Source organism: Amycolatopsis coloradensis (assembly GCF_001953865.1).
Taxonomy (GTDB): Bacteria; Actinomycetota; Actinomycetes; order Mycobacteriales; family Pseudonocardiaceae; genus Amycolatopsis; species Amycolatopsis coloradensis.
In genome coordinates this window covers 543884-566095 of sequence record NZ_MQUQ01000003.1, presented here as the reverse complement: position 1 = coordinate 566095, position 22212 = coordinate 543884, and the positions used below count along the sequence as shown (strand labels likewise).

Below are 22212 nucleotides of genomic sequence, written 5' to 3'. Positions count from 1 at the left end.
GCAAGTGTCGCCGAATAAAGTTGTATTGTACAAGTAGCTGGGAGGCAACGATGAGCTCCGCCGACGACGCCAGGGTCGAATTGATGCGTGAGTTGAAGGCCGCTTCCCAGTTGCAGCACGCGTGGATCATGCAGGCCTGGCAGGACGACCGCGGTCTGCATCCGGCCGCCGCGATGCTGTTGTCCGACCTGGCGAAGCACGGCGAAGCGCGTCCCTCCGAACTGGCCAAGCGACGCTTTGTGGACCTTTCGGTCGTGAGCCGTCAAATCTCCCAGCTGTCCGCGGCGGGGATGGTCGACCGCCGCCCCGCGCCCGAGGACGGCCGCGCGTCGATCATCAGCATCTCCGAGCAAGGACACGGGGAACTGAGCCGCCGCCGGGCGGGCTATCTGGCGTTCATGGAGCGTGCGCTCGGTGACTGGGACGAAGAGAAGGTCCTCGAGTTGACCAAGCGCCTCGCCGAGATGAACGACGACGTCCGCGCGGTCCTGTCCGTGCGCACGTGCGACGTTTGACGTTGGCCGTTCCTACCCGCCGGTCTTGACTGAACGGACCTTTCGCGGCGCTGTCACGCCGGTAGCGTCGAAGTGGTGCGGAGCCGGGTCGCGTTGCTGGTCGCCTTGGGTGTCGACAACTTCGGCTCGGGACTCTTCCTCCCGTTGGGCCTGGTCTTCGTCATCCGTGTGGTGGGTCTCCCCCTCGCCCAGGCGGGGCTGGCGGTCACTCTCGGTGCGTTCGCCGGTCTGCTCGTTCCCGCGTTCGCCGGGCGTCTCGTCGATCTGTTCGGCCCGCGGACGGTGATGATCTGCTCCCACCTCCTCCAGGCCACCGGGGCGGGCGCGTTCCTGCTGGCAGGCGGTTTCGCCGGCGTCGTCGGCGCGTCGGTGATGCTCGCGGCCGGACAGCAGCTGTTCTACAGTTCGCAGTTCTCGCTTATCGCCGACGTCGCGGGCAAAGGCCCGAAGGACCGGCCTTTCGCCGAGGCCGCGATGGTCCGCTCCGCGGGCTTCGGTCTCGGCGCGCTGGCGGCGGCCGGTCTGCTGGTGTGGATCGGACGCGAGGGCCTCTACGTCGCCGTCATCGTCGACGTCTTCACGTTCGTCGTCGCCGCGGCCGTCCTCGCGACGCTGATGCCGCCGCTCCCGCGGCACGCGCGACGGCTCTCGGGGCCCGCGCGGGTCTGGCGAAACCGCCCGTACCTCGCGCTGATCGTGTTCAGCGGGCTTTTCGCGCTCACGATGGACTTCTTCCTCATCGGGATGCCGGTGTACGTCTTCAACGCGCTGCAGGGCCCTGGCTGGCTTCCTGGCGCGATCATCGCGCTGCTCACCGTCGTCACCAGTCTGGGTGGTGTCGTCGGGCTGCGGCTCACCCGGAAGCTGACCCGGATCGCCGCGATGCGGGCGGGCTCGGCGTTGTTCGTCGTGTGGTGCCTGGCGTGCCTCGCGGTGGTGTTCATACCGAAGGTCCTTCAGCCGATCTACCTGCTCGGAGCGACCCTCGTGCTGGCCGCGGGCGATCTCGCGTTCGGCCCGCGATCCGGGGCGCTCGCCGAAGCGGCGGCGCCGCCGGAGGCACGCGGCCGCTATCTGGCGGCCTTCCAATACGCGTTCACCCTCGCCGCGATGATCGCTCCGGCCGTCGTCGGACTGTTCTCCGTGGCAGTCTGGATCCCGTGGGTGCTCGTGGCCGCGTGCGCCTGCGCCGCCGTCGTCGGCCTCGGCCGGGTGGGCCCTCGCCTGCCCGCGGAGGCGGTCTCGCCGGGTGGTGGCGGAGGAATTCAGAGTTGAGCGGAACAGACTCAACTTTCCTGACGTTGTACCTGTCGACAAGAGCACCGCAGGACCTAGTACGAGGTGAGGGATGGACGCTTTCAACCCGACCACGAAGACCCAGCAGGCGATTTCGTCGGCGGCACAGGCGGCCACGATGGCGGGCAATCCGCACGTCGCGGCCGCGCATCTGCTTGGCGCCCTGCTGGCGCAGGGTGAGGGGCTCACCGCACCGCTGCTGACCGCGGTCGGGGCCGACCCAGCGCAGGTGCACAAGGAGCTGGAGCCGCTGATCGCGGCGCTGCCGTCGGCGACCGGCGCCACCGTGTCGAGCCCCCAGTTCGACGCGAACGCGGTCAAGGCGCTGACGCACGCCCAGAAGCTCGCGACCGAACTCGGCGACGAGTACGTCTCGACGGAGCACCTTCTCGTCGGCCTCGCCACCGAAGGCGGCCCGGTGGCCGACCTGCTCAAGCGGCACGGCGCCACCCCGGACGCGCTGCGCGAAGCGTTCGCCAAGGTGCGCGGCTCCGCGCGGATCACCAGCGCCGACCCCGAGAGCACGTTCAAGGCGCTGGAGAAATACGGCGTCGACCTGACCGAACGGGCCCGCGCCGGCGAGCTGGACCCGGTGATCGGCCGGGACACCGAGATCCGCCGCGTGGTGCAGGTGCTCTCGCGCCGCACCAAGAACAATCCCGTGCTGATCGGTGAACCCGGCGTCGGCAAGACCGCCATCGTCGAGGGGCTCGCCCAGCGCATCATCGCCGGTGACGTGCCGGAGTCGCTGCGCGGCAAGCGCGTCGTGGCGCTGGACCTCGGTTCGATGGTCGCGGGCGCCAAGTTCCGCGGCGAGTTCGAGGAGCGGCTCAAGGCCGTGCTCAAGGAGATCACCGACTCCGCGGGCGAGGTCGTCACCTTCATCGACGAGCTGCACACCATCGTCGGCGCCGGCGCGACCGGCGAGGGCGCGATGGACGCGGGCAACATGATCAAGCCGATGCTCGCCCGCGGCGAGCTGCGGATGGTCGGCGCGACCACGCTCGACGAGTACCGCCAGCACATCGAGAAGGACGCCGCGCTGGAACGGCGCTTCCAGCAGGTGCTGGTCGGCGAACCGTCCACAGAGGACACGATCGGTATCCTGCGCGGGCTCAAGGAGCGGTACGAGGTGCACCACGGGGTGCGCATCACCGACGCCGCCCTGGTCGCCGCCGCGACGCTGTCCGACCGCTACATCACCGCCCGGTTCCTGCCGGACAAGGCGATCGACCTGGTCGACGAGGCCGCTTCGAAGCTCCGCATGGAGATCGACTCGCGGCCGGTCGAGATCGACGAGGTCGAGCGCGCCGTGCGGCGGATGGAGATCGAAGAGATGGCGCTGTCCAAAGAGGACGACGCTGCCTCGAAGGACCGGCTCGCCGTGCTGCGCTCCGAGCTGGCCGAGAAGCGGGAGACGCTGACGGCGCTGACCGCGCGCTGGCAGAACGAGAAGGGCTCGATCGAACGCGTCCGCGACCTCAAGGGGCGGCTGGAGCAGCTGCGCGGCGAGTCCGAACGCGCCGAACGCGACGGCGACCTCGGCAAGGCCGCCGAACTCCGCTACGGCCGGATTCCCGCGCTGGAGAAGGAGTTCGAGGCCGCGACCGCGGAGAGCGAGGTCAGCCAGCAGAACGTCATGCTCAAGGAAGAGGTCGGCGCGGACGACGTCGCCGACGTGGTCAGCGCGTGGACCGGCATCCCGGCTGGACGGCTGCTGGAGGGCGAGACGGGCAAGCTCCTCCGGATGGAGGACGAGCTCGGCAAGCGGGTCGTCGGGCAGAAGGAGGCCGTGCAGGTCGTCGCGGACGCGGTGCGCCGCACCAGGGCGGGCGTCGCGGACCCCGACCGGCCGACCGGTTCGTTCCTTTTCCTCGGCCCGACCGGCGTCGGCAAGACCGAGCTGGCGAAGGCGCTGGCCGAGTTCCTGTTCGACGACGAGCGCGCGATGCTGCGGATCGACATGAGCGAGTACGCCGAGAAGCATTCGGTGGCGCGCCTGGTCGGGGCGCCGCCGGGATACGTCGGCTACGACCAGGGCGGGCAGCTGACCGAGTCCGTGCGCAGGCGGCCGTATTCGGTGGTGCTGCTGGACGAGGTCGAGAAGGCGCACCCGGACGTGTTCGACGTGCTCTTGCAGGTGCTCGACGACGGACGGCTCACCGACGGCCAGGGCCGCACGGTGGACTTCCGCAACACGATCCTGGTGCTGACCTCGAACCTCGGCTCGCAGGCCATCGCCGACCCGGCGCTCGACGAGCGCCAGCGCAACGACGCGGTGATGGCGGTGGTGCAGCGGCAGTTCAAACCGGAGTTCCTGAACCGGCTGGACGACATCGTGGTCTTCCACGCGCTCGGCACCGACGAGCTGACGTCCATTGTGGACATCCAGATCGAGCGGCTCGCCTCGCGGCTCTCTCGGCGTCGCCTGACGCTGGAGGTCACCGCCGGGGCGCGCGAGTGGCTCGCGCTGAACGGCTTCGACCCGATCTACGGCGCGCGGCCGCTGCGGCGGCTGGTGCAGTCGGCGATCGGCGACAAGCTGGCGAAACAGTTGCTGGCCGGTGAGATCCGGGACGGTGACACGGTGCGGGTGGACATCCCCGCCCAGGAGGCGTCGGACGCCCTGACGGTCACCCGGGTGGACTGAGCCCAGCGGTCCGTGAAGGCCTCCTTGAGGGTCCATCCATGCCCCCGCCGCCACCCTCAACGGAGACGCTGCGCGCCACTGTGTGGATTCAAGTCCCTCAAGGAGGCCTTCACGGACTTGCGCGAACCGTTGGCGATACAGCGATTTGTCGACGTTTCGGCACGTATTCAGGGGTACGGCACCGAAAGGGGTGGCGCGACACGGCGCCCGGCGATCACGTCCGGTGAGCGCGGGGGGATACCCTGACCGTCGTGGGTATTCCGGCGTGGATCTGGTTCGTCATCGCCGCCGTCGCCTTGGTGGCGGGGCTGGGGCTGCTCGCGGCCGACCGGGCGAAGGAAGGCTCGCGCAATCGCGAGCGAATGCGCTGGGCCGAGCTGCGCGGCTGGCAGTTCGCCGAGGAGGACGAGCGGTTGCCGCGGCAATGGTCCGGCGGCGCCATCGGGTACTTCGGCGCGCAGGTGGCGGTCAACGTCGTGGCCGGATCCACCTTCACCTCCGACGGGCGGCGTCCCGTCTTCATCTTCGACATCGAGACCGAGGGCCAGATCCCGGCGGTCGTCGTCGCCGTGCGCTGCAACCGCGTGCACGAGACACCGCTGGAGATGTGGCTGTCCAGCGTGCCGTTCCAGCGCCAGGGCATGCCCGAGATGCTCGGCCCGATCGGCCAGCGCTACGCCTTCGCGGACGACTCCGAGGGCGCCCGCAAGGTGATCACGCAGGAACTCGTCGACGCGGCCGACTCGCTCGGCGGCGACGTCGGCGTGGCGTGGCTGGAGAACGAGTGGGTGCTCGCGAGTGTCGCCCCGAACGCCGGGCCGTCGCGGCTAGAGCGGCTGCTGCGCGACCTCGGCGAGATCGCCGACATCGTGGACCCGTTCGACGAGGAGTACAACAACGCGCCGACCCCCGGTCGGCACTGGGAGGCCGAAGCCGCCGATGACGTCGAGCCGCAGGCTTAGTGGTCAGAACTGCTTGAGTTCCAGTGGGAGCGCGCCGGCGATGACGCCGGTGTGCGCCGGCTGACCGAGCACCGTCAGATCGAGCGTGCCGGATTGCGTGAGCTGCCCGGCCTGTGCGGGATCGCCGGTGGGCAGGACCCCACGCGGTGACGTCGTCGTGGTGCCGTGCGCGGACGCCACGTGACCGACGCCGAGGTCGCCGCTGATCTTGTTCGCACCGGACCCGGTGAGCGCGGGGCCGTGCTGCGCCAGACTCGCGTCCTGCTCGGTGGCGGCCAACCCGGTCGCCGGACCGGCAGTGCCGCCGAGGACGTGTTCCTGGCCGAAGCCGGTACCGGAATCGACGTCCGAGGGCAAAACACCTCTGAAGCGGCCGTCACCGTGCTGCGCGGACGTCGTCCCGACGGCGGCGAAGTCGCCGAGATCGAGAGCGTGCCCGGAAGACCGGCCTGCCTCCAGTGCTCCGCCGAGATCACCGGAAAAGTCACCGTCGAGCCGCAGGGCCCGGCCGAGTTCACCGCCGGCGTGCTGATCGGTCTCGTTGATCACGCCTACCCCGGGTAGCGGGCGGATGGCGTGATAGGTCCCCTCGGACGCGCCGATCCCACGTCCGTCCTCGGTGACGAGGATGGGTGTGCCGGTGCGCGGGTCGAGGGCGGCCTCGGTCAGCCGCGTTCCGCTCCGCTCGAGTTCGGTCTCGTTCCCGGCGACGGCAGCGCCGTAGGGGTCGAGCCGCACCGTGTTCCGCTGGCCCTGCGTGAGAGCCTCGGTGGTCTTCGACGCGGCGAGCGCACCGACCTTGTCCCCGCGGACCGTGACGCCGTCGCGCGTCTCGACGGTCTCGCTCGCCGACCGGCGGACGTCCGCGACGACCTTCGGGCCGCCGAGGTCCTTGCTGTAGACGTTTTGTCCGGTGCTGTTCAGGAAGCCGCTAAGGACGGTGTTGTCTCCTTCGCTGGTGGCACCGACTCCGCGGTCAAGGGTGCCTTCGCGCTTGTGGTCGAGCGGCAGCGGGATCGCCGGGTCGGTCGGCGCGGCGAGTGAGGTGGCCGGGCCGGCGAACAGCAACGCCAGTGGCGCGGCACCGGCCGCGACCTTGGGCAGATAGCTCGGCTTGCGCCTGCTGTGCTTCCCCATGGGCCGGGACGATACTTCCCGGCTTTGCCGAATGCACGTCAAGTCCCCGCGGTGGGTGACATTTACGCCCGTTTGTCCGGCTCCGGTTCTTCCTTCGGAGACGTGAGTTCGAGGTCGATGCCGCGGAAGGAGCCTCTCCGGGCCCGACCGGCGAGTAGGTTTCCGATATGACTCAAACCGCCCTGATCACCGGCGCCACCGCCGGCATCGGCGCGCAGTTCGCGCGCAGGCTCGCCGCCGAGGCGTACGACCTCGTGCTCGTCGCCCGTGACGTCGACAGGCTGGAGGGCTTCGCCGCGGAGCTGGTCGAGGCGCACGGCGTCGACGTCGTCGTCCTGCCGGCCGATCTGTCCGAAGTGGACGGACGAGGGCCGGTCGAGGCCCGGCTGGCCGACGAACCGGTGGATCTCCTGGTGAACAACGCGGGTTTCGGGCTCAACGGCGACTTCTGGACCATTCCGCCGGACGCGTTGCAGCGTCAGCTCGACGTCAACGTCACCGCGGTCCTCCGGCTGACCCGCGCCGCGCTGCCGGGCATGATCGAACGCGGCGAAGGCGCGATCATCAACGTCAGCTCGGTCGCCGGTTTCTTCAGCGGACGCGGTTCCACGTACACGGCCGGCAAGAACTGGGTCACGTCGTTCACCGAGGGCATCGCGGCCTCGCTCCCGGAGAACGTCCGCATGATGGCGCTGTGCCCCGGTTTCACCCTCACGGAGTTCCACGAACGGGCGGGCCTGGACAAGCCCGGCCCCAAGGCGTTCTGGCTCCGCGTCGAGCAGGTGGTGGACGAGGCGCTCGCGGATCTGCGCCGTGGCAAGGTGATCTCGGTGCCGAGCCTGCGGTACAAGGCGATCGTGGCGGTCGGCGGCCTGCTGCCGAGGGCGGTGCTGCGCAAGCTCGGCGGCGGGTTCGGCGGCAAGGGCCGCACCTGAGGGACCGGGTGGATTTCGGATCGTCCAACGCACCGAAGTCCACAGTGGGGACGCGGTCAGGCATCGGGGGCGGATACCGGGCGAGACCATCACCCCACGGTGCCGTCCGGCCGGTTGACGATTCGGGCCCGTGCCGGGCGGGTATCCGTCGATCATGAGGTCATCACGTCTTGTCGCGGCCGGGGTGCTGTCGCTGGCCTTGGCCGCGTGTTCCACCGAGCAGCCGGCGGGCCCGACGGCACCGGTCCCGGGCACGGAAAGCGCGCAGCCGGTGAAGGCGATCGAAGCGGCCGCGCGCGCCGTGCCCGACGGGCGGGTCTTCGACGTGGAGCCCTCGAACGACGGGTGGGAGATCAAGGTCGCGTCACGCGGGCAGGAACACAAAGTACGCGTGAGCCGGGACGGCGGGCAGATCCTCGGCGACCAGCCGGCGGCCAAACCGAGTGACGACTTGGCGAAGGTCGAACAGGCCGGTGTCAACGCGGTCAAGGCCTTGCAAACCGCGCAGCAGCGTCAGCCGGGTGAACTCGACGAGATGGAGATCGACCGCGCCACCGACGGCGCCCTCGTCTGGGAGGTCGCGCTGCGTGACGGCAAGGGGATCGAGCACGAAGTCAACGTGGACGCCAAGACCGGGGCGGCTCGCTGAGCAGGTGAGGTAGGGCGCGCCCTACCCCGGAAACGCACGTTCGCCCCAGGGTGCTTCCGACCTGGGATTCCTAGGGTTTTCCCCATGAACACTGGGTGGAACGGTGACGCGGTCCGGCTCGACGGCGTCCGCAAGGAGTACGGCAAGGGCGTCATCGCCCTGGACGGGGTGACGCTGGCGTTCCCGCGCGGCGGCTTCACCGCCGTGATGGGCCCTTCGGGCTCGGGCAAGAGTACTTTCCTGCACTGCGCGGCCGGGCTGGACCGGCCGACGTCGGGGTCCGTCGTGCTCGACGGGCAGGAGCTGGCCGGGATGAGCGAGACGAAGCTGACGAAGCTGCGCCGCGACCGGGTCGGCTTCATCTTCCAGGCCTTCAACCTGCTTCCGGCGCTGACCGTCGAGCAGAACGTCACGCTGCCGCAGCAGCTCGCCGGTGCCAAACCGGACCGCCGCGTCGTCGAGGAGATGCTCACCCGCGTCGGGCTTTCGGGGCGCCGTAAGCATCTTCCCGGCGAACTCTCCGGCGGGCAGGCGCAGCGCGTCGCGATCGCGCGGGCACTGGTCACCCGGCCGGCGGTGGTCTTCGCCGATGAGCCGACCGGCGCGCTCGACACCCGCACCGCCGCCGAAGTCCTGGGGCTGCTGCGTGATTCGGTCCGCAGCACCGGCCAGACGGTGATCATGGTGACCCACGACCCGATGGCCGCCTCGTACGCCGACCGCGTCATCTTTCTCGCCGACGGCCGCATCGCGGACGAACTGCACGCGCCGACCGCGGACGTCGTCGCCGAGCGCATGATCCACCTGGGTGCCTGGGGCAGCCCGGCGCGGGCGGGTGCGTGATGCTGCGACTCGCCTTCCGAACCCTGCGCCTGCGCAAGGGCGGCTTCATCGGCACCTTCATCGCCGTCTTCTTCGGCGCGCTGATCGTCGCCTCCTGCGGTGGCCTCATGGAGACCGGTATCCGCGGCAACGCCGAACCCCAGCGCCTCGCGGCCGCGCCGATCCTCGTCACCGGTGCGCAGATCTTCGAGATGCCCAAAACGGACCCGGCCTCCCTCGACCCCGACGACAAGCAAAAGTCCGAGAGCGCACGGCTCCCCGAGCGGGTCCGGCTCGACGACGGCCTGATCTCCCGGATCCGTTCCGTGCCCGGTGTCTCGGACGTCGTCGGTGAAGTGAGCTTCCCGCTCGCGTCGAGTGGGAAACCCGCACTGGGCCACGCTTGGGATTCCGCCGCGCTGACCCCGTACACGCTGGCCGCGGGTGCCGCGCCCGCCGCGGGCGAGATCGTCGTCGAGTCGACGTCGGGGATGAAGCCCGGCGACAGCGTCGAGATCGCCGCGCGCGGCAAGACCGAAAGCTTCCGTGTTTCGGGGGTGGCCGGTGCTCCGCGTTCGATCACGCGGGCCGCCGTGTTCTTCTTCGCCGCCGACGCCGCCAGGCTCTCCGGCTATCCGGGCAAAGCCGACGTCATCGGCGTCTTCACCGAACCTGGCGCCGACGTCGAAGCGGTGCGGGCGAGCGTCGCCGAAGCCGCGGCCGGGACGACCGTCCTGAGTGGCATCGATCGCGGTGTCGCGGAGTTTCCCGAGGCCGATTCGAGCGGGGCCAACCTGATCGTCATCGCCGCGGTGTCCGGCGGGCTTTCGGTGATGGTCGCGATGTTCGTCGTCGCCAGCACGCTGAGCCTGTCCACCCAGCAGCGGTCGCGGGAACTCGCGTTGATGCGGGCGATCGGCACGACCCCGCGCCAGCTCCGGCGCATGGTGCTCGGCGAAGCGCTGGCCGTCGGCCTGCTCGCCACCGCGCTCGCCGCCGTCCTCGGCCCGTTCCTCGGTGAATGGCTCTTCGGGCAACTGGTCGAAAACGGTGTGGTGCCCGGGGTTCTGCGGTTCTACCAGGGCTGGCTGCCCGCCGTGGTCGGCGCGGGCGCCGCGATGCTCGCGGTGTTCATCGCCGCCTTCTTCGCCGGGCGTCGTGCCGGGAAGATCCGGCCGACCGAGGCACTCGCCGAGGCCGCGGTCACCCGCCGCTGGCTGACGCCGACGAGGGTCGTGTTCGCCGTGCTCTGCTTCGGTGGTGGCACCGCGCTCGCCATCGTGACCGTCGCGGTGATGACCGGCCCGATCGCGGCCAGCACCGCCGGGCCCGCGGTGATCCTCTGGGCGCTCGGCGTCGCGATGATCACACCCGGTGTCGCGAAGGTGATGACGGCGGTCCTGCAGTGGCCGATGCGCCTGCTCGGCGGGATCGACGGCCGCCTCGCGGTGCTCAACACCCGCGCCGGGATCGTCCGGGCCGCCGGTGCGGTCACCCCGATCATGCTCGCCGTCGGGATCGCGACCGCGAACATCTACCTCCAGACCACCCAGCAGGAACTGGCGAACCAGGCGTTCACCGAGGACGTCCGCGCCGACGCCGTGATCGGCTCGGCCGCCGGTGGGCTGTCCCCGGAGCTGGTCCAGCGGATCCAGAACGTGCCCGGGGTCGCGGGAGCGTCCGAGTACGTCACCAGCACCGTGTTCCTCGAGACGCCGTACGACGACTCCGACGAGGGACGGCCGGCGATCGGCCTCACCGCGTCGGGTGCCGGAGCGACCACTGACACCGCGGTGACCCAGGGCGACCTCAAGGCACTGACCGGCCGGAGTGTCGCACTGCCCGACGTCTTCGCGAAGGACTTCTCTCGCGGCATCGGCGACACGCTGAGCCTGAGGCTCGGCGACGGCGCCGCTGTCGACGTCAAGGTCGTCGCGGTGACCAGCCAGCGCCCCGGTTTCGAAAGCCTGCTGCTCCCGGCCGACCTCCTGGCGCCGCACACCACCGCCGGGCTCGCCGGGCAGATCCTCGTCCGCGCCACTCCGGACGTCGATCCAGCCGCGCTGACCGAACGGCTCCGCGAGGCGACGGCCGGGCAACCGGTGTCCGTCGGCGACCGGGACGCGCTCGTGGCGGCGCACGCCGCGGACCAGGCCGTCGGCGCTTGGGTGAACTACCTGCTGGTCGGGATGATCATCGCCTACACGGTGATCTCGGTGGCCAACACGCTGGTGATGGCCACCGTGCGGCGGCGCCGTGAGTTCGGTCTCCAGCGGCTCACCGGCTCCACCCGGGCGCAGGTGCTGCGGATGGCGGGTTTCGAAGGCGGGCTCGTCGCGCTGATCGGGATCGTGCTCGGCACCGTCGTCTCGGCGGGCGCGATCGTCCCGTTCTGCCTGGTGGCGACCGATTCGCTGCTGCCGATGGGCTCTCCGCTGATCTACCTCACCATCGTCGGGATCGCCGCGGCGCTCGCGCTGGCGGCGACCCTGGTCCCGGCCTGGGCGGCGACCCGCGGCCAGGCCGTGGACGCCGTGACGTCGGGCAGTGACTGAGCGCGGTGCGGGAAACACCCCGGTCGTGCGCCACGAGCCGTGTGTAAGACTCTCGGCCGTGGCGTACCCCGGGGTTGATCAAGCGGCAAAACTCGAACTGGCCAGGTTGGTCGGCGAACTGGCCGTCGTGCACGGCAAGGTGACCTTGTCTTCGGGCAAGGAAGCCGACTACTACATCGATCTCCGGCGGGCGACGCTGCATCACGCGGCCGCACCGCTCATCGGGAAGCTGCTCCGGCAGCTCACGCACGACTGGGACTACGTCGCCGCGGGCGGCCTGACCCTCGGCGCGGACCCGGTGGCGCTGTCCATGCTGCACTCCGCGGCCACCGACGGTGTCGTGCTCGACGCGTTCGTCGTCCGCAAGGGCGCCAAGGCGCACGGCATGCAGCGCCAGATCGAAGGCGTCGAGGTGCTGGGGCAGCGGGTGCTCGCCGTGGAGGACACCTCGACCACCGGGGGCAGCGTGCTCACCGCCGTCAAGGCGCTGCGCGACGCGGGGGCGAACGTGGTCGGCGTCGCGACCGTCGTCGACAGGGACACCGGAGCGCGCGAGGCCATCGAGAAGGAAGGCCTCGAATACCGTTACATTCTGAACAAGGACGATCTCGGTCTGTCCTGAGTAAAGCGTCCCGAACGGGGCATCCTCCGTACGAACGGAGGATGCCCCGTTTTTTCGTGAGTGTTTCTCAAGGCGAAAGGGGTAGCGTCGCTGGTAGGGGTGTGGAAGGGGGCTTGACGTGGCGGGTTTCCTGGCGAACATGACGGTCGCGGTACATATTTTGGCGCTGCTGTTCATCGGATTCGGTGGTTTTCTCGCGTGGCGGTGGCCGAAGGTGATCTTCGCGCATGTGTTCTTCGCCGCATGGGGTGTTCTCGTCAACGTCTTTCCCTGGCCCTGCCCGCTGACAGCGGCCGAGAACTACTTCCGCCATCAGCAGGGCCTCGGCGACCTGCCCGGCGGCTTCAACGCCTACTACCTCTACGACACGGTGTTCCCGCGCTCGATGCTGCCGCTCGTCGTCGTGATCGCGATGGCGACGGTGATCGTCTCCTACGTCGGCACGGTCCAGCGCTGGCGGCACCGCCACCACGACGGGGACGCACCGGCGCACCGCGTCAGCATGGGCTGAGTGACAATCACCGAGTGACTGAGGAAGAAGCCGGCCCCACCGAATGGGTGGCGCGGGAAGAGGTCGGCGTCGGTCCGTGGGAGGGCGAGTGGCCCGCGGACGAGCGGTACGACCCCGAGCTGCTGGCGGGAGGTGACCGCCGCAACGTCGTGGACCCGTACCGCTACTGGCGGCGCGAGGCCATCGTGTCCGATGTGGACGCCCGTCGGCACCCGTTCCACGTGGCGATCGAGAACTTCCAGCACGATCACAACATCGGCACCGTCGTCCGGACGGCGAACGCGTTCGCCGCGGCCGCCGTGCACATCGTCGGGCGGCGGCGCTGGAACCGGCGCGGCGCCATGGTGACCGACCGCTACCAGCACCTTCTCCACCACGAGGACGTCGACGGGTTGCTGACCTTCGCCGCCGCGGAGGGGCTCGCCGTGGTCGCCGTCGACAACACCCCCGGTTCACAGCCCGTCGAGACCGCGGAACTGCCCCGCGAGTGCGTCCTGCTGTTCGGGCAGGAAGGCCCCGGTCTTTCGTCCGAGGCGCAGAAGACCGCGTCGCTGGTCGTCTCGATCGCCCAGTTCGGCACCACGCGCTCGATCAACGCCGGCGTCGCCGCCGGGATCGTCATGCACGCCTGGGTCCGGCAACACGCCGACCTCACCACCGCCTGGTGACCCCCGCGTTTCGTCCTCCAGTTGCGGTCCTTGCACGCGCAACTACCGCAACTAGAGGACGAAACGCGGGCTAGACCGGGGCGACCTCCACCGGGATCCCGTTCAGGACGGCGTTCCCGGAGGGGACGTCGAGCAGGGTCTCGTCGGCGACCAGATTCGAGTTGACCCCGGCGTGCGCCGTCGCGACCTTCGTGCGCATGCCGTCGACGTCGTGCCCCCAGCCGTGCGGCATGCTCACCACGCCGGGCCGGACGTCGTCCGTGACCTCGACCGGCGCTTCGAGCTTCCCCGCCCGCGACGTCACCGACGCGAGCCCGCCGTCGGTCAGCCCGAGCCGGGACGCGTCGTCCGGGTGAACCTGGACGGTGCACCGGTTCCCGCCGCGGACCAGCGGCGTCAGGTTGTGCATCCAGGAGTTGTTCGAGCTCAGATGCCGCCGTCCGATCAGCAGCAGACCGCCGTCTGGCGCCTTGTCCAGTTCCGCGCGCAGCCGCGGGACGTCCTTCGTGATCGCGTCCGGCGCCAGTTCGACCTTCCCGCTCGCGGTGGTGAGCACCTCCGGCAGCCGTGGCTTCAGCGCGCCGAGGTCGATGCCGTGCGGCGCGGCTTCGAGGTCGGCGAGTTTCAGCCCGTACGGTCCGCCGCGCAGCATCAGGTCGATCATCCGCGCCGGTCCCGTGCGGCCTTCGGCGAGTGACAGTTCGACGCCGGTGCGCCGCGCGGTCTCGCCCGCGACCATCGTGTCGAAGGCGGCGACGTCGACGTCCGGGCCCTGGCCTGCGGCGATCCCGGCCATCCGCAGCAGGGTCACCCACTCCTGCGGCAGGTCCGTGTCGAGGGTCGCAGGCGTCCAGTTCGCGACGTTGCGCACGGCGAGCGTGTACAGCGCGACGTCGTAGTGCGGCCGCTCCAGCGGTGACGGTCCGGGCAGGATGACGTCGGCGTGCCGGGTGGTCTCGTTGAGATAGACGTCGAGCGAGACCATGAAGTCCAGCTGCCGCAACGCTTCCGTGAGCCGCGCGGAGTTGGGCGTGCTCAGCGCCGGGTTGCCGCTGATGGTCACCAGTGCCCGGATCTGGCCCTTGCCGGGCGTCTCGATCTCGTCCGCGAGCGTGGCCACCGGCAGTTCGCCGAGCACCTCGGGATACCCGCGCACCCGGCTCGTCCAGCGGCCGCTGGTGAACGGTGACGACCGTCGCGGCTTCCACGCGGCGGGCAGCGGGAACATCACGCCGCCCTCGCGGTCGAGGTTGCCGGTGAGCGTGTTGGCGACGTCGACCAGCCAGCTGGCGATGGTGCCGTATGACTGGGTCGTGGTCCCCATCCGGCCGTACACCGCGGCGCGTCCGGCGTCCGCCAGGTCGAGCGCGATGCGGCGGATCTCGGCCGCGTCGATCCCGGTCGCGGGCGCGACCGCCTCCGGAGTGAACGGCTCCGCGAGCGCACGGACCTCCTCGACACCGTTCACGTGCTCACCGGGATTGACGCGGTGCTCCGCGAACAGGACGTTGACCAGCGCGAACAGGAACAACGCGTCGGTGCCGGGCCGGATCGCGTGGTGCTCATCGGCGAGCTGCGCGGTCCGCGTGCGGCGCGGATCGAGGACGACGATCCTGCCGCCGCGCTTCTGGATCCCGCGCAGCCTGCCGCGGACGTCGGCCGCGGTCATCAGGCTTCCGTTGGACACCAACGGATTGGCGCCAAGGATGAGCAGGTGCTCAGTACGGTCGAGATCGGCGACGGGGATGGTCTGCGGGTCGCCGAACAGGTAGCCGGACGAGAAGTGTTTCGGCATCTGGTCGACCGTGGTCGCGGTGTAGAAGTTCTTGGTGCCCAAGGCTTTGAAGAACACGCGGCCGTAGAGCACCAGCGCCGCGTTGTGCACCGTCGGGTTGCCCGAGTACACCGCGACGGCGTCCTTGCCGTACTCGTCGATGATCGGCCGCAGCCGGTTGTCGATCTCCGTGAACGCCTCGTCCCAGGTGACCTCGACGAACTCGCCGTCGCGTTTCACCAGCGGTGCGGTGAGCCTGTCCGGGTCGTGGTGCAGTGCGCCGAGCGAGGCGCCCTTCGGGCAGATGTACCCCTGCGAGAAGACGTCCTCGCGGTCACCCCGCACCCGGGTGATCAGGTTCTTCTCGTCGATCGTCACCTCCAGGCCGCAGGTCGCTTCGCAGAGCGGGCAGGTCACGTGCGCCGTGGTCATGAAGCACCTCGCGGGTTCGGGGACCTCCTCAACATACTGAGCGGTATGTCACCGGGCAAGGGATGATGACGCGATGACCGCTCTCGCCGACCGGGCCGCGGCCGCCGAGCACGCGGTCCGCGACCGGCATCTGCGCCGGGTATGGGGACTGCCCGGGACCGTGCTCGGCCGCAGCGGCTGGCCGCCCTCGGCGGGGCAGCGGGTCCACTGGCACTGGAACTACTGGTGGCAGGCGCATCTGCTGGACACCCTCGTCGACGCGCAACTGCGGGATCCCTCACCGGATCGGCTGAAGCTGATCGACAGGTTCGTGCTGTCCGTGCGGTTGCGCAACTTCGGCAAGTGGATCAACGACTACTACGACGACATCGCCTGGCTCGGCCTCGCGCTGCAACGCGTGGGGCACCTCGGGCTGGACGTGCGCGGCGGCCTCGAAGCGATCAGTTCACGGCTGCGCGAAGGCTGGACCGACGACGCGGGCGGCGGGATCTGGTGGCGCGTCGGCGACAAGTTCAAGAACGCGCCCGCGAACGGCCCGGCCGCGATCTTCCACGCCCGCGAAGGCTCGACGCAGCACGCGGAAGGCCTGGCCGAGTGGATGACCGAACGGCTCGTCGATCCGGAGACCGGACTGGTGTGGGACGGCCTGCGCGTCGACTCAGGCGAGCTGGTCAAGCATGTTTTCACGTACTGCCAAGGGGTCTATCTCGGCGCCTGCCTCGAACTGTCCGAAGTGGACAGAGTGGAGCACACGATCCACGCGGTCGCGGAACACGTCGCGCCGGACGGCGTGATCCGGGGGCAAGGCGACGGTGACGGCGGCCTGTTCGCCGGGATCCTGGCGCGGTATCTGGCGCTCGCGGCGCCGCTGTTGCCGAGCGGGGTGGCGCGCGATCTGGTCATCCGGTCGGCTGACGCCTGCTGGGCAGGCGCCACCGAGACGCCACACGGGCCGCTCTTCAGCGCCGACTGGGCGACTCCGGCGCCTTCGCTGCCCCTGGCTCCCGACGCGCCTGAGCGTGACCTGTCCGTACAGATCAGCGCGTGGATGCTCCTGGAGGCCGCCGCCACCCTGACCTGACCGCACGCAAGTAGTCCTCTAGTTGCGTGCGCTCGTGTGGGGTGACCGAGCGCAAGTGGGGGCAAGCCGCAAGTAGAGGACTACTTGCGGGTCACCAGACGTCGCCGGAGCGCCAATCGGCGGTGATCTCCCCGTCCAGGTCGAGGGTCACCCCAACCGGCAGCACGTGGATCGACCCGTCGTCCTCCTTCGTCGCCTCGATACCCGAAGGTGTCATGGCCGACGAAGACCCACGCCACAGCAGCCAGCCGCGCGAGGCGTAGAACTCCAGGGCCTCGTCGGACGCCGAAAGGGCCCCGAGGGCGTACGCCTTCCGCAGGACCCGCTCCAGCGCGTCCATCATCGCGGCGCCGTGACCACGCCGCCGGTGGTCCGACCGGACGGCGACCGCTTCGACGTAACCCGTCCGCAGGGCCCGCCCGTCGTGCACGAGCCGCCGCTGGACCAGTGACGCGTGCCCGATCAGTTCGCCGCCCTCCCAGATCAGCGTATGCATCCCGCCGAGGGCGTTTTCCCAGTCGTCTTCGCTGAAGTCGCCGTCGAAGGCGTCGTCGAGCAGGGCGCGTGCCGCTTCCAGCACGGCGGCGTCGAGGTCGGCGGTGTGCACGGTCCACAGCTCGGTCATTCCGCCATCTTCACCCGGCGGCGGCGTTCTGACCAGCGAGTTGTGACTCAGCAGCCGCACGACTGACGGTGTATGAAGCGCGGCGCGAGCCGTACGGATTCGGGTCGTCGCTCCGGGTCGGTGATCCGGGCCAGCAGGAGTTCGACGGCCTTGCGCCCGATCTCCTCGATCGGCTGCGCCATCGTGGTCACCGCCGGGTTCACCCGCCCCGCCCACTCCATGTCGCCGTAACCGACGATCGCGAGGTCGCGCCCGACCCGGATGCCGAGACGGTGCGCCTCGTACTGGACGCCGATCATCATCGCCTCGCTCGCCACCACGAGCGCGGTCGGCGAAGGCCAGCTGTCGAGCAGCTTCGCCGTCGCGGCGGCCGCTCCACCCGGGGTCGACTGCCCGCCCGCGACCAGCTGCGACGTCCACCGGATGCCGCTCCGCCCGAGGCCGAGCCGGTAACCCAGCGCCCGCTCCTCGTAGATGGTCATGTCCTCTTCGCCGGCGATGAAGCCGATCTTGCGGTGCCGCAGCCCGGCGAGGTGCCGCACGAGCGCGCACACGGCCTGGATGTTCTCGGAGCCGACCTGGTCGACGTCGTTGCGGCCGGCCATCCGGTCGACGAGCACGGTCGGCACGCCCATCCGGACCAGTCCGTTGATCACCGCGTCGTCGCCCGCCGCCGGCACGAGCAGGACGCCATCGACGCGGTCCGCCCGCAGCGCGCGGATGACCGCGGCCTCTTCGGCGACGCTGTCCCCGGTGTCGGCGAGGGTGATTTCGCAACCGTGACGGCGCCCGGCGCGGCGGATGGCGCGGATGAGTTCACCCGAATACGGGTTCGCGTGCATCGCCATGGCCACCCCGAACCGGTGGGTGACAGGGGTGTCCTCCCACAGGGGCAACGCCGGGGACAATGCGGTCATCGGTCCACGCCTTCATCCGAGCTTGAATGAAGGTAACGGCTGACGGCGCTTGGCTCGGCCGCGAGAGCGGAAAGTCTGCCAACAATCATCAATGTGAGTGAACGAGCGCGCATCCGCAGGACGCCCGATGGCGGAGCGTAGGCGGAATCCGCATCGTCTGGGCCTTGCGCGCGGGATCGTTGATCCTGGCCAGCAGGAGGCGTACCGCCTGTGTGCCTATCTCCTCGATCGGCTGCGCCATCGTGGTCAGCGGCGGCTCGACCAGATCGGCCCACTCGACGTCGTCGTAGACCACCACCGGCAGGTCGATCCCGGCGCGCAGGCCCCGGCGCCGCAGCTCGTGCAGCACTCCGACCATCATGGTGTCGTTGGCGACCACCAGCGCCGTCGGCGGCTGGGGCAGCGCGAGCAGCGTGCTCAACGCGAGGGCCCCGCCCGCCTGTGAGGACTGCCCGCAGGCGACCAGGTCCTCTGACCAGGTCAAACCCGAACGGCCGAGTCCCAAGCGATAACCGAGGATCCGCTCTTCGCTGGTGCTCAGCCCGGCCGTGCCGCTGATCATGCCGATCCGCTGATGCCCGAGCGACGCCAGATGCGCCGTCAGCGCGGACGTCGACTGGATGTTCTCGGCGCCGACCTGATCGACGTCGATGCGGGTGGAGAGCCGGTCGATGAGCACGGTCGGGACGTCCAGGGAGACGAGTTCGCCGATCACCGAACCGTCGCCCGGCGACGGCGTGATCAGCAGTCCGTCGACCCGGCGGGAGCGCAGGGTCCGCACGGTCTCACGTTCGGTGTCGACGGTGTCGTGCGTGTCCGCGAGCAAGACCGTGTATCCCGCCAGCGCGGCCTCGCGTTCGATCGCCTGGATCAAGACGGCGAAGTACGGGTTCGCGATCAGGGAGATCGCGACGCCGATCGACCTCGTCCCGCCGGTGACCAGCGAGCGGGCGATGGCGTCGCCGGTGTAGCCGGTCTGCTCGATCGCGCGGAGGACGGCCAGTTTGGTCTCCTCCGCCACCGCTCGCGTCCCGTTGACCACGTGGGAAACCGTGGTGATCGAGACTCCCGCCAGCTCGGCGATGTCGCGTTGGGTGGGCCGGGACGAGCGAGACGGCGGCATTACCAATCCTCGTGAGTGCTCTGTCGAGAGAGTCTGGGGCAAGCGTTTGCGCAAACGCTTGCGAGTGAGCATAACCCTGTCTACCTTCCGGTCCATCACGGACAGCCTTGAATCGGAGGGCATCCCCCATGAGACAGCGCAGTCTCTCAGCGCTCGCCATGGCCGCCGCGCTCGCGGTGACCTCGGCCGGGTGCACCGTCGAACGCCACTGGGGTGGCGGTTCGGACGCGGGCGGCGGTGGCAAGGCCAAGGTCGGCCTGGTCACCAAGACCGACACCAATCCCTACTTCGTCGAACTGAGAGCGGCGGCCAAGGCCGCCGCCGAAGCGAACGGCGCCGAGTTCAGCGCGCTCGCCGGCCAGTTCGACGGGGACAACGACGGCCAGGTCCGGGCCATCGAGAACCTCATGCAGCAGGGTGCGAACACCATCCTGATCACGCCGAGTTCCTCGACCGGCGTGCTCGACGCCATCGACCGCGCCCGCAAGGCCGGGGTGCTGGTCATCGCGCTCGACACCGCGACCGAGCCCGACACCGCCGTCGACGCCACCTTCGCCACGGACAACTTCGAGGCCGGACGTCAGCAGGGCGCGTACGTCAAGGCCGTGCTCGCCGGCAAGCAGCCGAAGCTGTTCATGGTGGACGGCACCGCCGGATCCACTGTGGACACTCAGCGGCACACCGGTTTCCTGAAGGGCATCGGGCTGACCGACGCCTCGCCGGAGATCAAGGGCAAGACGCCTGCCAACGGCGACCAGAGCCTGGCTCAGCAGGGCGTGGAGAACCTGTTGCAGCGCACCACTGACATCAACGCCGTCTACACGATGAACGAGCCGATGGGCCGCGGCACCTACGCCGCGCTCCAGGCCCGCGGCCTGGTGAACCAGATCGTGATGGGCTCGATCGACGGCGGCTGCGAAGGCGTCAAGAACGTGCGCGACGGCCAGTACGCCGCCACGGTCATGCAGTTCCCCAAGAAGATGGCCGAGCAGGGCGTCCTCGCCGCCGTCGAGTACGCCAAGACCGGCGAGAAACCGAGCGGGTTCGTCAACACCGGTTCCGCGGTGATCACGGACAAGCCGATCCCCGGCGTGGAAAGCCAGGACACCAAGTGGGGCCTCGAGAACTGCTGGGGGACGAAATGACCACCTCGACCCTCAAGGGCAACGAGCGGCCGACGATCGGTGAGTTCTTCCTGCGCGCACCGGCCGTCGGGCCGACGCTGGCCCTGCTCGTCGCGATCGTGGTGTTCTCCCTCTCGACGGACACCTTCCTCGATCTCGACAACCTTTCCCTCGTGGTGCAACAGTCACTGGTGGTCGGCACGCTCGCCCTCGGGCAGACGCTGATCATCCTGACCGCGGGGATCGACCTGGCCAACGCGGCCGCGATGGTGCTCGCGACGCTGATCATGGCGAAGCTCGTGGTCGGCGGCGTGTCCGGGATCTGGGCGCTGCTGCTGGGAATCGTGGCGACGGTGGTGATCGGGATGGTCACCGGTTCACTGGTCACCCGGATCAAACTGCCGCCGTTCATCGTCACGCTCGGCCTGCTGACGGTGCTCACCGCGGCCGCGAAACTGTTCGCGAGCGGCCAGGCCGTCCCGGTCGCCGACGCACTCCTCAAATGGCTCGGCACTCGCCGCTACCTGTTCGGCGGCATCCCGATCACCTACGGCATGACGCTGGCTTTGCTGATGTACCTGGGACTTTGGTACGCGCTCACGCGAACTCCGTGGGGCAAGCACGTCTACGCGGTCGGCAACGCACCGGAATCCGCCCGGCTGTCGGGGATCAAGGTCAACCGCACGATCCTTTCGGTGTACATCGTCGCCGGGGTGATCGTCGGGATCGCGGCCTGGCAGGCGCTCGGCCGCGTGCCGAACGCCGATCCGAACGCCTTCCAGCTCGGCAACCTCGACTCCATCACCGCGGTGGTGCTCGGCGGCGCGAGCCTGTTCGGCGGCCGGGGTTCGGTGCTCGGCACGATGATGGGCGCGCTGGTCGTCGCGGTCCTGCGGTCCGGATTGACCCAGCTCGGGGTGGACGCGCTCTACCAGGACGTCGCCACCGGTGCCCTGCTGATCGGCGCCGTCTGCGTCGACCGTTTCGCGAGGAGGCAGCAGTCATGAAGACGCCGACGTTGTCCGCTCAGGGACTCGTCAAACGCTACGGCCGGGTGACCGCCATCGACGGCGCCGACTTCGAACTGTTCCCCGGTGAGGTCCTCGCCGTGGTCGGCGACAACGGCGCCGGTAAGTCGAGCCTCATCAAAGCCCTTTCCGGAGCGGTGATCCCGGACGCCGGGGAGATCAAAGTGGACGGTGAGACTGTCCACTTCAAGTCCCCTTTGGACGCTCGCCACTACGGAATCGAGACGGTGTATCAGGATCTCGCCGTCGCGCCCGCGCTCGACATCGCGTCGAACATGTTCCTCGGCCGGGAAAAGCGGCGGAAGGACCTCTTCGGACAGCTGTTCAGGAAGCTGGACACCGCGACCATGCGAGCCGACGCGCAGCGGATCCTGGACGAACTCGGCATCAACATCAAGTCCATCACCCAGCCGGTGGAGACACTCTCCGGCGGGCAGCGCCAAGGGGTCGCGGTCGCGCGGGCGGCCGCGTTCGGCACCAAGGCGGTGATCATGGACGAGCCCACCGCCGCGCTCGGCGTCGCCGAATCCGGCAAGGTCCTCGACCTGATCAACCGGATCCGCGAACGCGGCCTGCCGGTGGTGCTGATCAGCCACAACATGCCGCATGTGTTCGACATCGCCGACCGCATCCACGTGCACCGCCTCGGCAAACGCGTCGCGGTCGTCTCGCCGAAGACACACACGATGAACCAGGTCGTCGGCCTGCTCACGGGTGCGCTGAAGCTCGGCGAGAACGGCGAAGTCGAAGAGGTCGCTTCAGCCGTCCACACGGGCTTGTAGTGAG

At 69.5% G+C, this 22212-nt stretch carries 20 protein-coding genes; 15 read left to right on the top strand and 5 right to left on the bottom strand.

What is annotated here, in order from left to right; all coding sequences use genetic code 11:
* Positions 1-50 precede the first annotated feature (50 nt).
* The 4 genes from BS329_RS06300 (at position 51) to BS329_RS06285 (ending at position 5423) form a co-directional block, all read left to right on the top strand.
* A complete protein-coding gene (locus tag BS329_RS06300; RefSeq protein ID WP_076156414.1) occupies positions 51-515 on the top strand; it encodes a MarR family winged helix-turn-helix transcriptional regulator in 465 nt (154 codons plus the stop codon).
* Positions 516-590: 75 nt separating this feature from the next.
* On the top strand, positions 591-1790 hold the full coding sequence (locus BS329_RS06295; protein ID WP_143252869.1) for an MFS transporter: 1200 nt from the start codon (positions 591-593) through the stop codon (positions 1788-1790).
* A 73-nt stretch (positions 1791-1863) separates the two neighbouring features.
* Positions 1864-4461, top strand: coding sequence for an ATP-dependent chaperone ClpB (gene clpB / locus BS329_RS06290; RefSeq protein ID WP_076156409.1), 2598 nt, complete (start codon positions 1864-1866; stop codon positions 4459-4461).
* A 251-nt stretch (positions 4462-4712) separates the two neighbouring features.
* Positions 4713-5423 (top strand): type III secretion system chaperone family protein, encoded by a 711-nt coding sequence (locus BS329_RS06285; RefSeq protein WP_076156406.1) that lies wholly within the window; start codon positions 4713-4715, stop codon positions 5421-5423.
* 3 nt (positions 5424-5426) lie between these two features.
* Here BS329_RS06285 and BS329_RS06280 read toward each other — a convergent pair whose 3' ends face one another.
* Positions 5427-6560 carry a hypothetical protein gene (locus BS329_RS06280; RefSeq protein ID WP_076156403.1) on the bottom strand — a complete coding sequence of 378 codons (1134 nt, stop codon included), beginning with the start codon at positions 6558-6560 and terminating at the stop codon, positions 5427-5429.
* A gap of 167 nt (positions 6561-6727) precedes the next feature.
* Between BS329_RS06280 and BS329_RS06275 the strand changes: the two genes are divergently transcribed.
* From BS329_RS06275 to BS329_RS06245, 7 genes are all read left to right on the top strand, one after another.
* Positions 6728-7495 (top strand): SDR family NAD(P)-dependent oxidoreductase, encoded by a 768-nt coding sequence (locus BS329_RS06275; RefSeq protein ID WP_076156401.1) that lies wholly within the window; start codon positions 6728-6730, stop codon positions 7493-7495.
* A 154-nt stretch (positions 7496-7649) separates the two neighbouring features.
* Positions 7650-8144 (top strand): PepSY domain-containing protein, encoded by a 495-nt coding sequence (locus BS329_RS06270; protein WP_084749442.1) that lies wholly within the window; start codon positions 7650-7652, stop codon positions 8142-8144.
* Between the two features lie 84 nt (positions 8145-8228).
* Positions 8229-8987 carry an ABC transporter ATP-binding protein gene (locus BS329_RS06265; protein WP_076156398.1) on the top strand — a complete coding sequence of 253 codons (759 nt, stop codon included), beginning with the start codon at positions 8229-8231 and terminating at the stop codon, positions 8985-8987.
* A complete protein-coding gene (locus tag BS329_RS06260) occupies positions 8987-11521 on the top strand; it encodes an ABC transporter permease (RefSeq protein ID WP_076156395.1) in 2535 nt (844 codons plus the stop codon). Before BS329_RS06265 ends, BS329_RS06260 begins: the two co-directional genes overlap by 1 nt.
* Before the next feature lie 58 nt (positions 11522-11579).
* A complete protein-coding gene (pyrE, locus tag BS329_RS06255; RefSeq protein WP_076156393.1) occupies positions 11580-12143 on the top strand; it encodes an orotate phosphoribosyltransferase in 564 nt (187 codons plus the stop codon).
* A 118-nt stretch (positions 12144-12261) separates the two neighbouring features.
* Positions 12262-12654: a DUF2784 domain-containing protein gene (locus BS329_RS06250; protein WP_076156391.1), complete on the top strand. Its 393-nt coding sequence runs from the start codon at positions 12262-12264 to the stop codon at positions 12652-12654.
* 14 nt (positions 12655-12668) lie between these two features.
* Positions 12669-13322, top strand: a complete 654-nt coding sequence (locus tag BS329_RS06245) for a TrmH family RNA methyltransferase (protein WP_076156388.1) — start codon at positions 12669-12671, stop codon at positions 13320-13322.
* Between the two features lie 70 nt (positions 13323-13392).
* Here BS329_RS06245 and BS329_RS06240 read toward each other — a convergent pair whose 3' ends face one another.
* Positions 13393-15528, bottom strand: coding sequence for a molybdopterin oxidoreductase family protein (locus BS329_RS06240; RefSeq protein ID WP_076156386.1), 2136 nt, complete (start codon positions 15526-15528; stop codon positions 13393-13395).
* Positions 15529-15601: 73 nt separating this feature from the next.
* On the opposite strand from BS329_RS06240, the gene BS329_RS06235 reads away from it, so the two are divergent.
* Positions 15602-16609 (top strand): glycoside hydrolase family 76 protein, encoded by a 1008-nt coding sequence (locus BS329_RS06235; protein WP_076156383.1) that lies wholly within the window; start codon positions 15602-15604, stop codon positions 16607-16609.
* Positions 16610-16700: 91 nt separating this feature from the next.
* Here the strand turns inward: BS329_RS06235 and BS329_RS06230 are convergent, their stop codons facing one another.
* The 3 genes from BS329_RS06230 to BS329_RS06220 all read right to left on the bottom strand — a co-directional run bounded on the left by BS329_RS06230 (position 16701) and on the right by BS329_RS06220 (position 19274).
* Positions 16701-17234, bottom strand: a complete 534-nt coding sequence (locus BS329_RS06230; RefSeq protein ID WP_076156381.1) for a GNAT family N-acetyltransferase — start codon at positions 17232-17234, stop codon at positions 16701-16703.
* Between the two features lie 47 nt (positions 17235-17281).
* Positions 17282-18151 carry a LacI family DNA-binding transcriptional regulator gene (locus BS329_RS06225; protein WP_076156379.1) on the bottom strand — a complete coding sequence of 290 codons (870 nt, stop codon included), beginning with the start codon at positions 18149-18151 and terminating at the stop codon, positions 17282-17284.
* Positions 18152-18239: 88 nt separating this feature from the next.
* Positions 18240-19274, bottom strand: coding sequence for a LacI family DNA-binding transcriptional regulator (locus BS329_RS06220; protein WP_076156377.1), 1035 nt, complete (start codon positions 19272-19274; stop codon positions 18240-18242).
* A gap of 128 nt (positions 19275-19402) precedes the next feature.
* Between BS329_RS06220 and BS329_RS06215 the strand changes: the two genes are divergently transcribed.
* The 3 genes from BS329_RS06215 to BS329_RS06205 are packed head-to-tail and all read left to right on the top strand — an operon-like array spanning position 19403 to position 22208.
* A complete protein-coding gene (locus BS329_RS06215) occupies positions 19403-20419 on the top strand; it encodes a substrate-binding domain-containing protein (RefSeq protein ID WP_076156375.1) in 1017 nt (338 codons plus the stop codon).
* Positions 20416-21405: an ABC transporter permease gene (locus tag BS329_RS06210; RefSeq protein WP_076156373.1), complete on the top strand. Its 990-nt coding sequence runs from the start codon at positions 20416-20418 to the stop codon at positions 21403-21405. Before BS329_RS06215 ends, BS329_RS06210 begins: the two co-directional genes overlap by 4 nt.
* The gene (locus BS329_RS06205) at positions 21402-22208 is read left to right on the top strand and encodes an ATP-binding cassette domain-containing protein (RefSeq protein WP_076156370.1); all 807 of its coding nucleotides are present in this window, start codon (positions 21402-21404) and stop codon (positions 22206-22208) included. The genes BS329_RS06210 and BS329_RS06205 overlap by 4 nt, the downstream gene beginning before the upstream one ends.
* Positions 22209-22212: the final 4 nt, after the last annotated feature.

Coding starts and splice junctions, on each gene's coding strand:
- BS329_RS06220 (WP_076156377.1), bottom strand. CDS start 19,274: ATGCCGCCGTCTCGCTCGTCCCGGCCCACCCAACGCGACATCGCCGAG.
- BS329_RS06300 (WP_076156414.1), top strand. CDS start 51: ATGAGCTCCGCCGACGACGCCAGGGTCGAATTGATGCGTGAGTTGAAG.
- BS329_RS06235 (WP_076156383.1), top strand. CDS start 15,602: ATGACCGCTCTCGCCGACCGGGCCGCGGCCGCCGAGCACGCGGTCCGC.
- BS329_RS06275 (WP_076156401.1), top strand. CDS start 6,728: ATGACTCAAACCGCCCTGATCACCGGCGCCACCGCCGGCATCGGCGCG.
- clpB (WP_076156409.1), top strand. CDS start 1,864: ATGGACGCTTTCAACCCGACCACGAAGACCCAGCAGGCGATTTCGTCG.
- BS329_RS06230 (WP_076156381.1), bottom strand. CDS start 17,234: ATGACCGAGCTGTGGACCGTGCACACCGCCGACCTCGACGCCGCCGTG.
- BS329_RS06205 (WP_076156370.1), top strand. CDS start 21,402: ATGAAGACGCCGACGTTGTCCGCTCAGGGACTCGTCAAACGCTACGGC.
- BS329_RS06260 (WP_076156395.1), top strand. CDS start 8,987: ATGCTGCGACTCGCCTTCCGAACCCTGCGCCTGCGCAAGGGCGGCTTC.
- BS329_RS06215 (WP_076156375.1), top strand. CDS start 19,403: ATGAGACAGCGCAGTCTCTCAGCGCTCGCCATGGCCGCCGCGCTCGCG.
- BS329_RS06225 (WP_076156379.1), bottom strand. CDS start 18,151: ATGACCGCATTGTCCCCGGCGTTGCCCCTGTGGGAGGACACCCCTGTC.
- BS329_RS06265 (WP_076156398.1), top strand. CDS start 8,229: ATGAACACTGGGTGGAACGGTGACGCGGTCCGGCTCGACGGCGTCCGC.
- BS329_RS06240 (WP_076156386.1), bottom strand. CDS start 15,528: ATGACCACGGCGCACGTGACCTGCCCGCTCTGCGAAGCGACCTGCGGC.
- BS329_RS06280 (WP_076156403.1), bottom strand. CDS start 6,560: ATGGGGAAGCACAGCAGGCGCAAGCCGAGCTATCTGCCCAAGGTCGCG.
- BS329_RS06270 (WP_084749442.1), top strand. CDS start 7,650: ATGAGGTCATCACGTCTTGTCGCGGCCGGGGTGCTGTCGCTGGCCTTG.
- BS329_RS06210 (WP_076156373.1), top strand. CDS start 20,416: ATGACCACCTCGACCCTCAAGGGCAACGAGCGGCCGACGATCGGTGAG.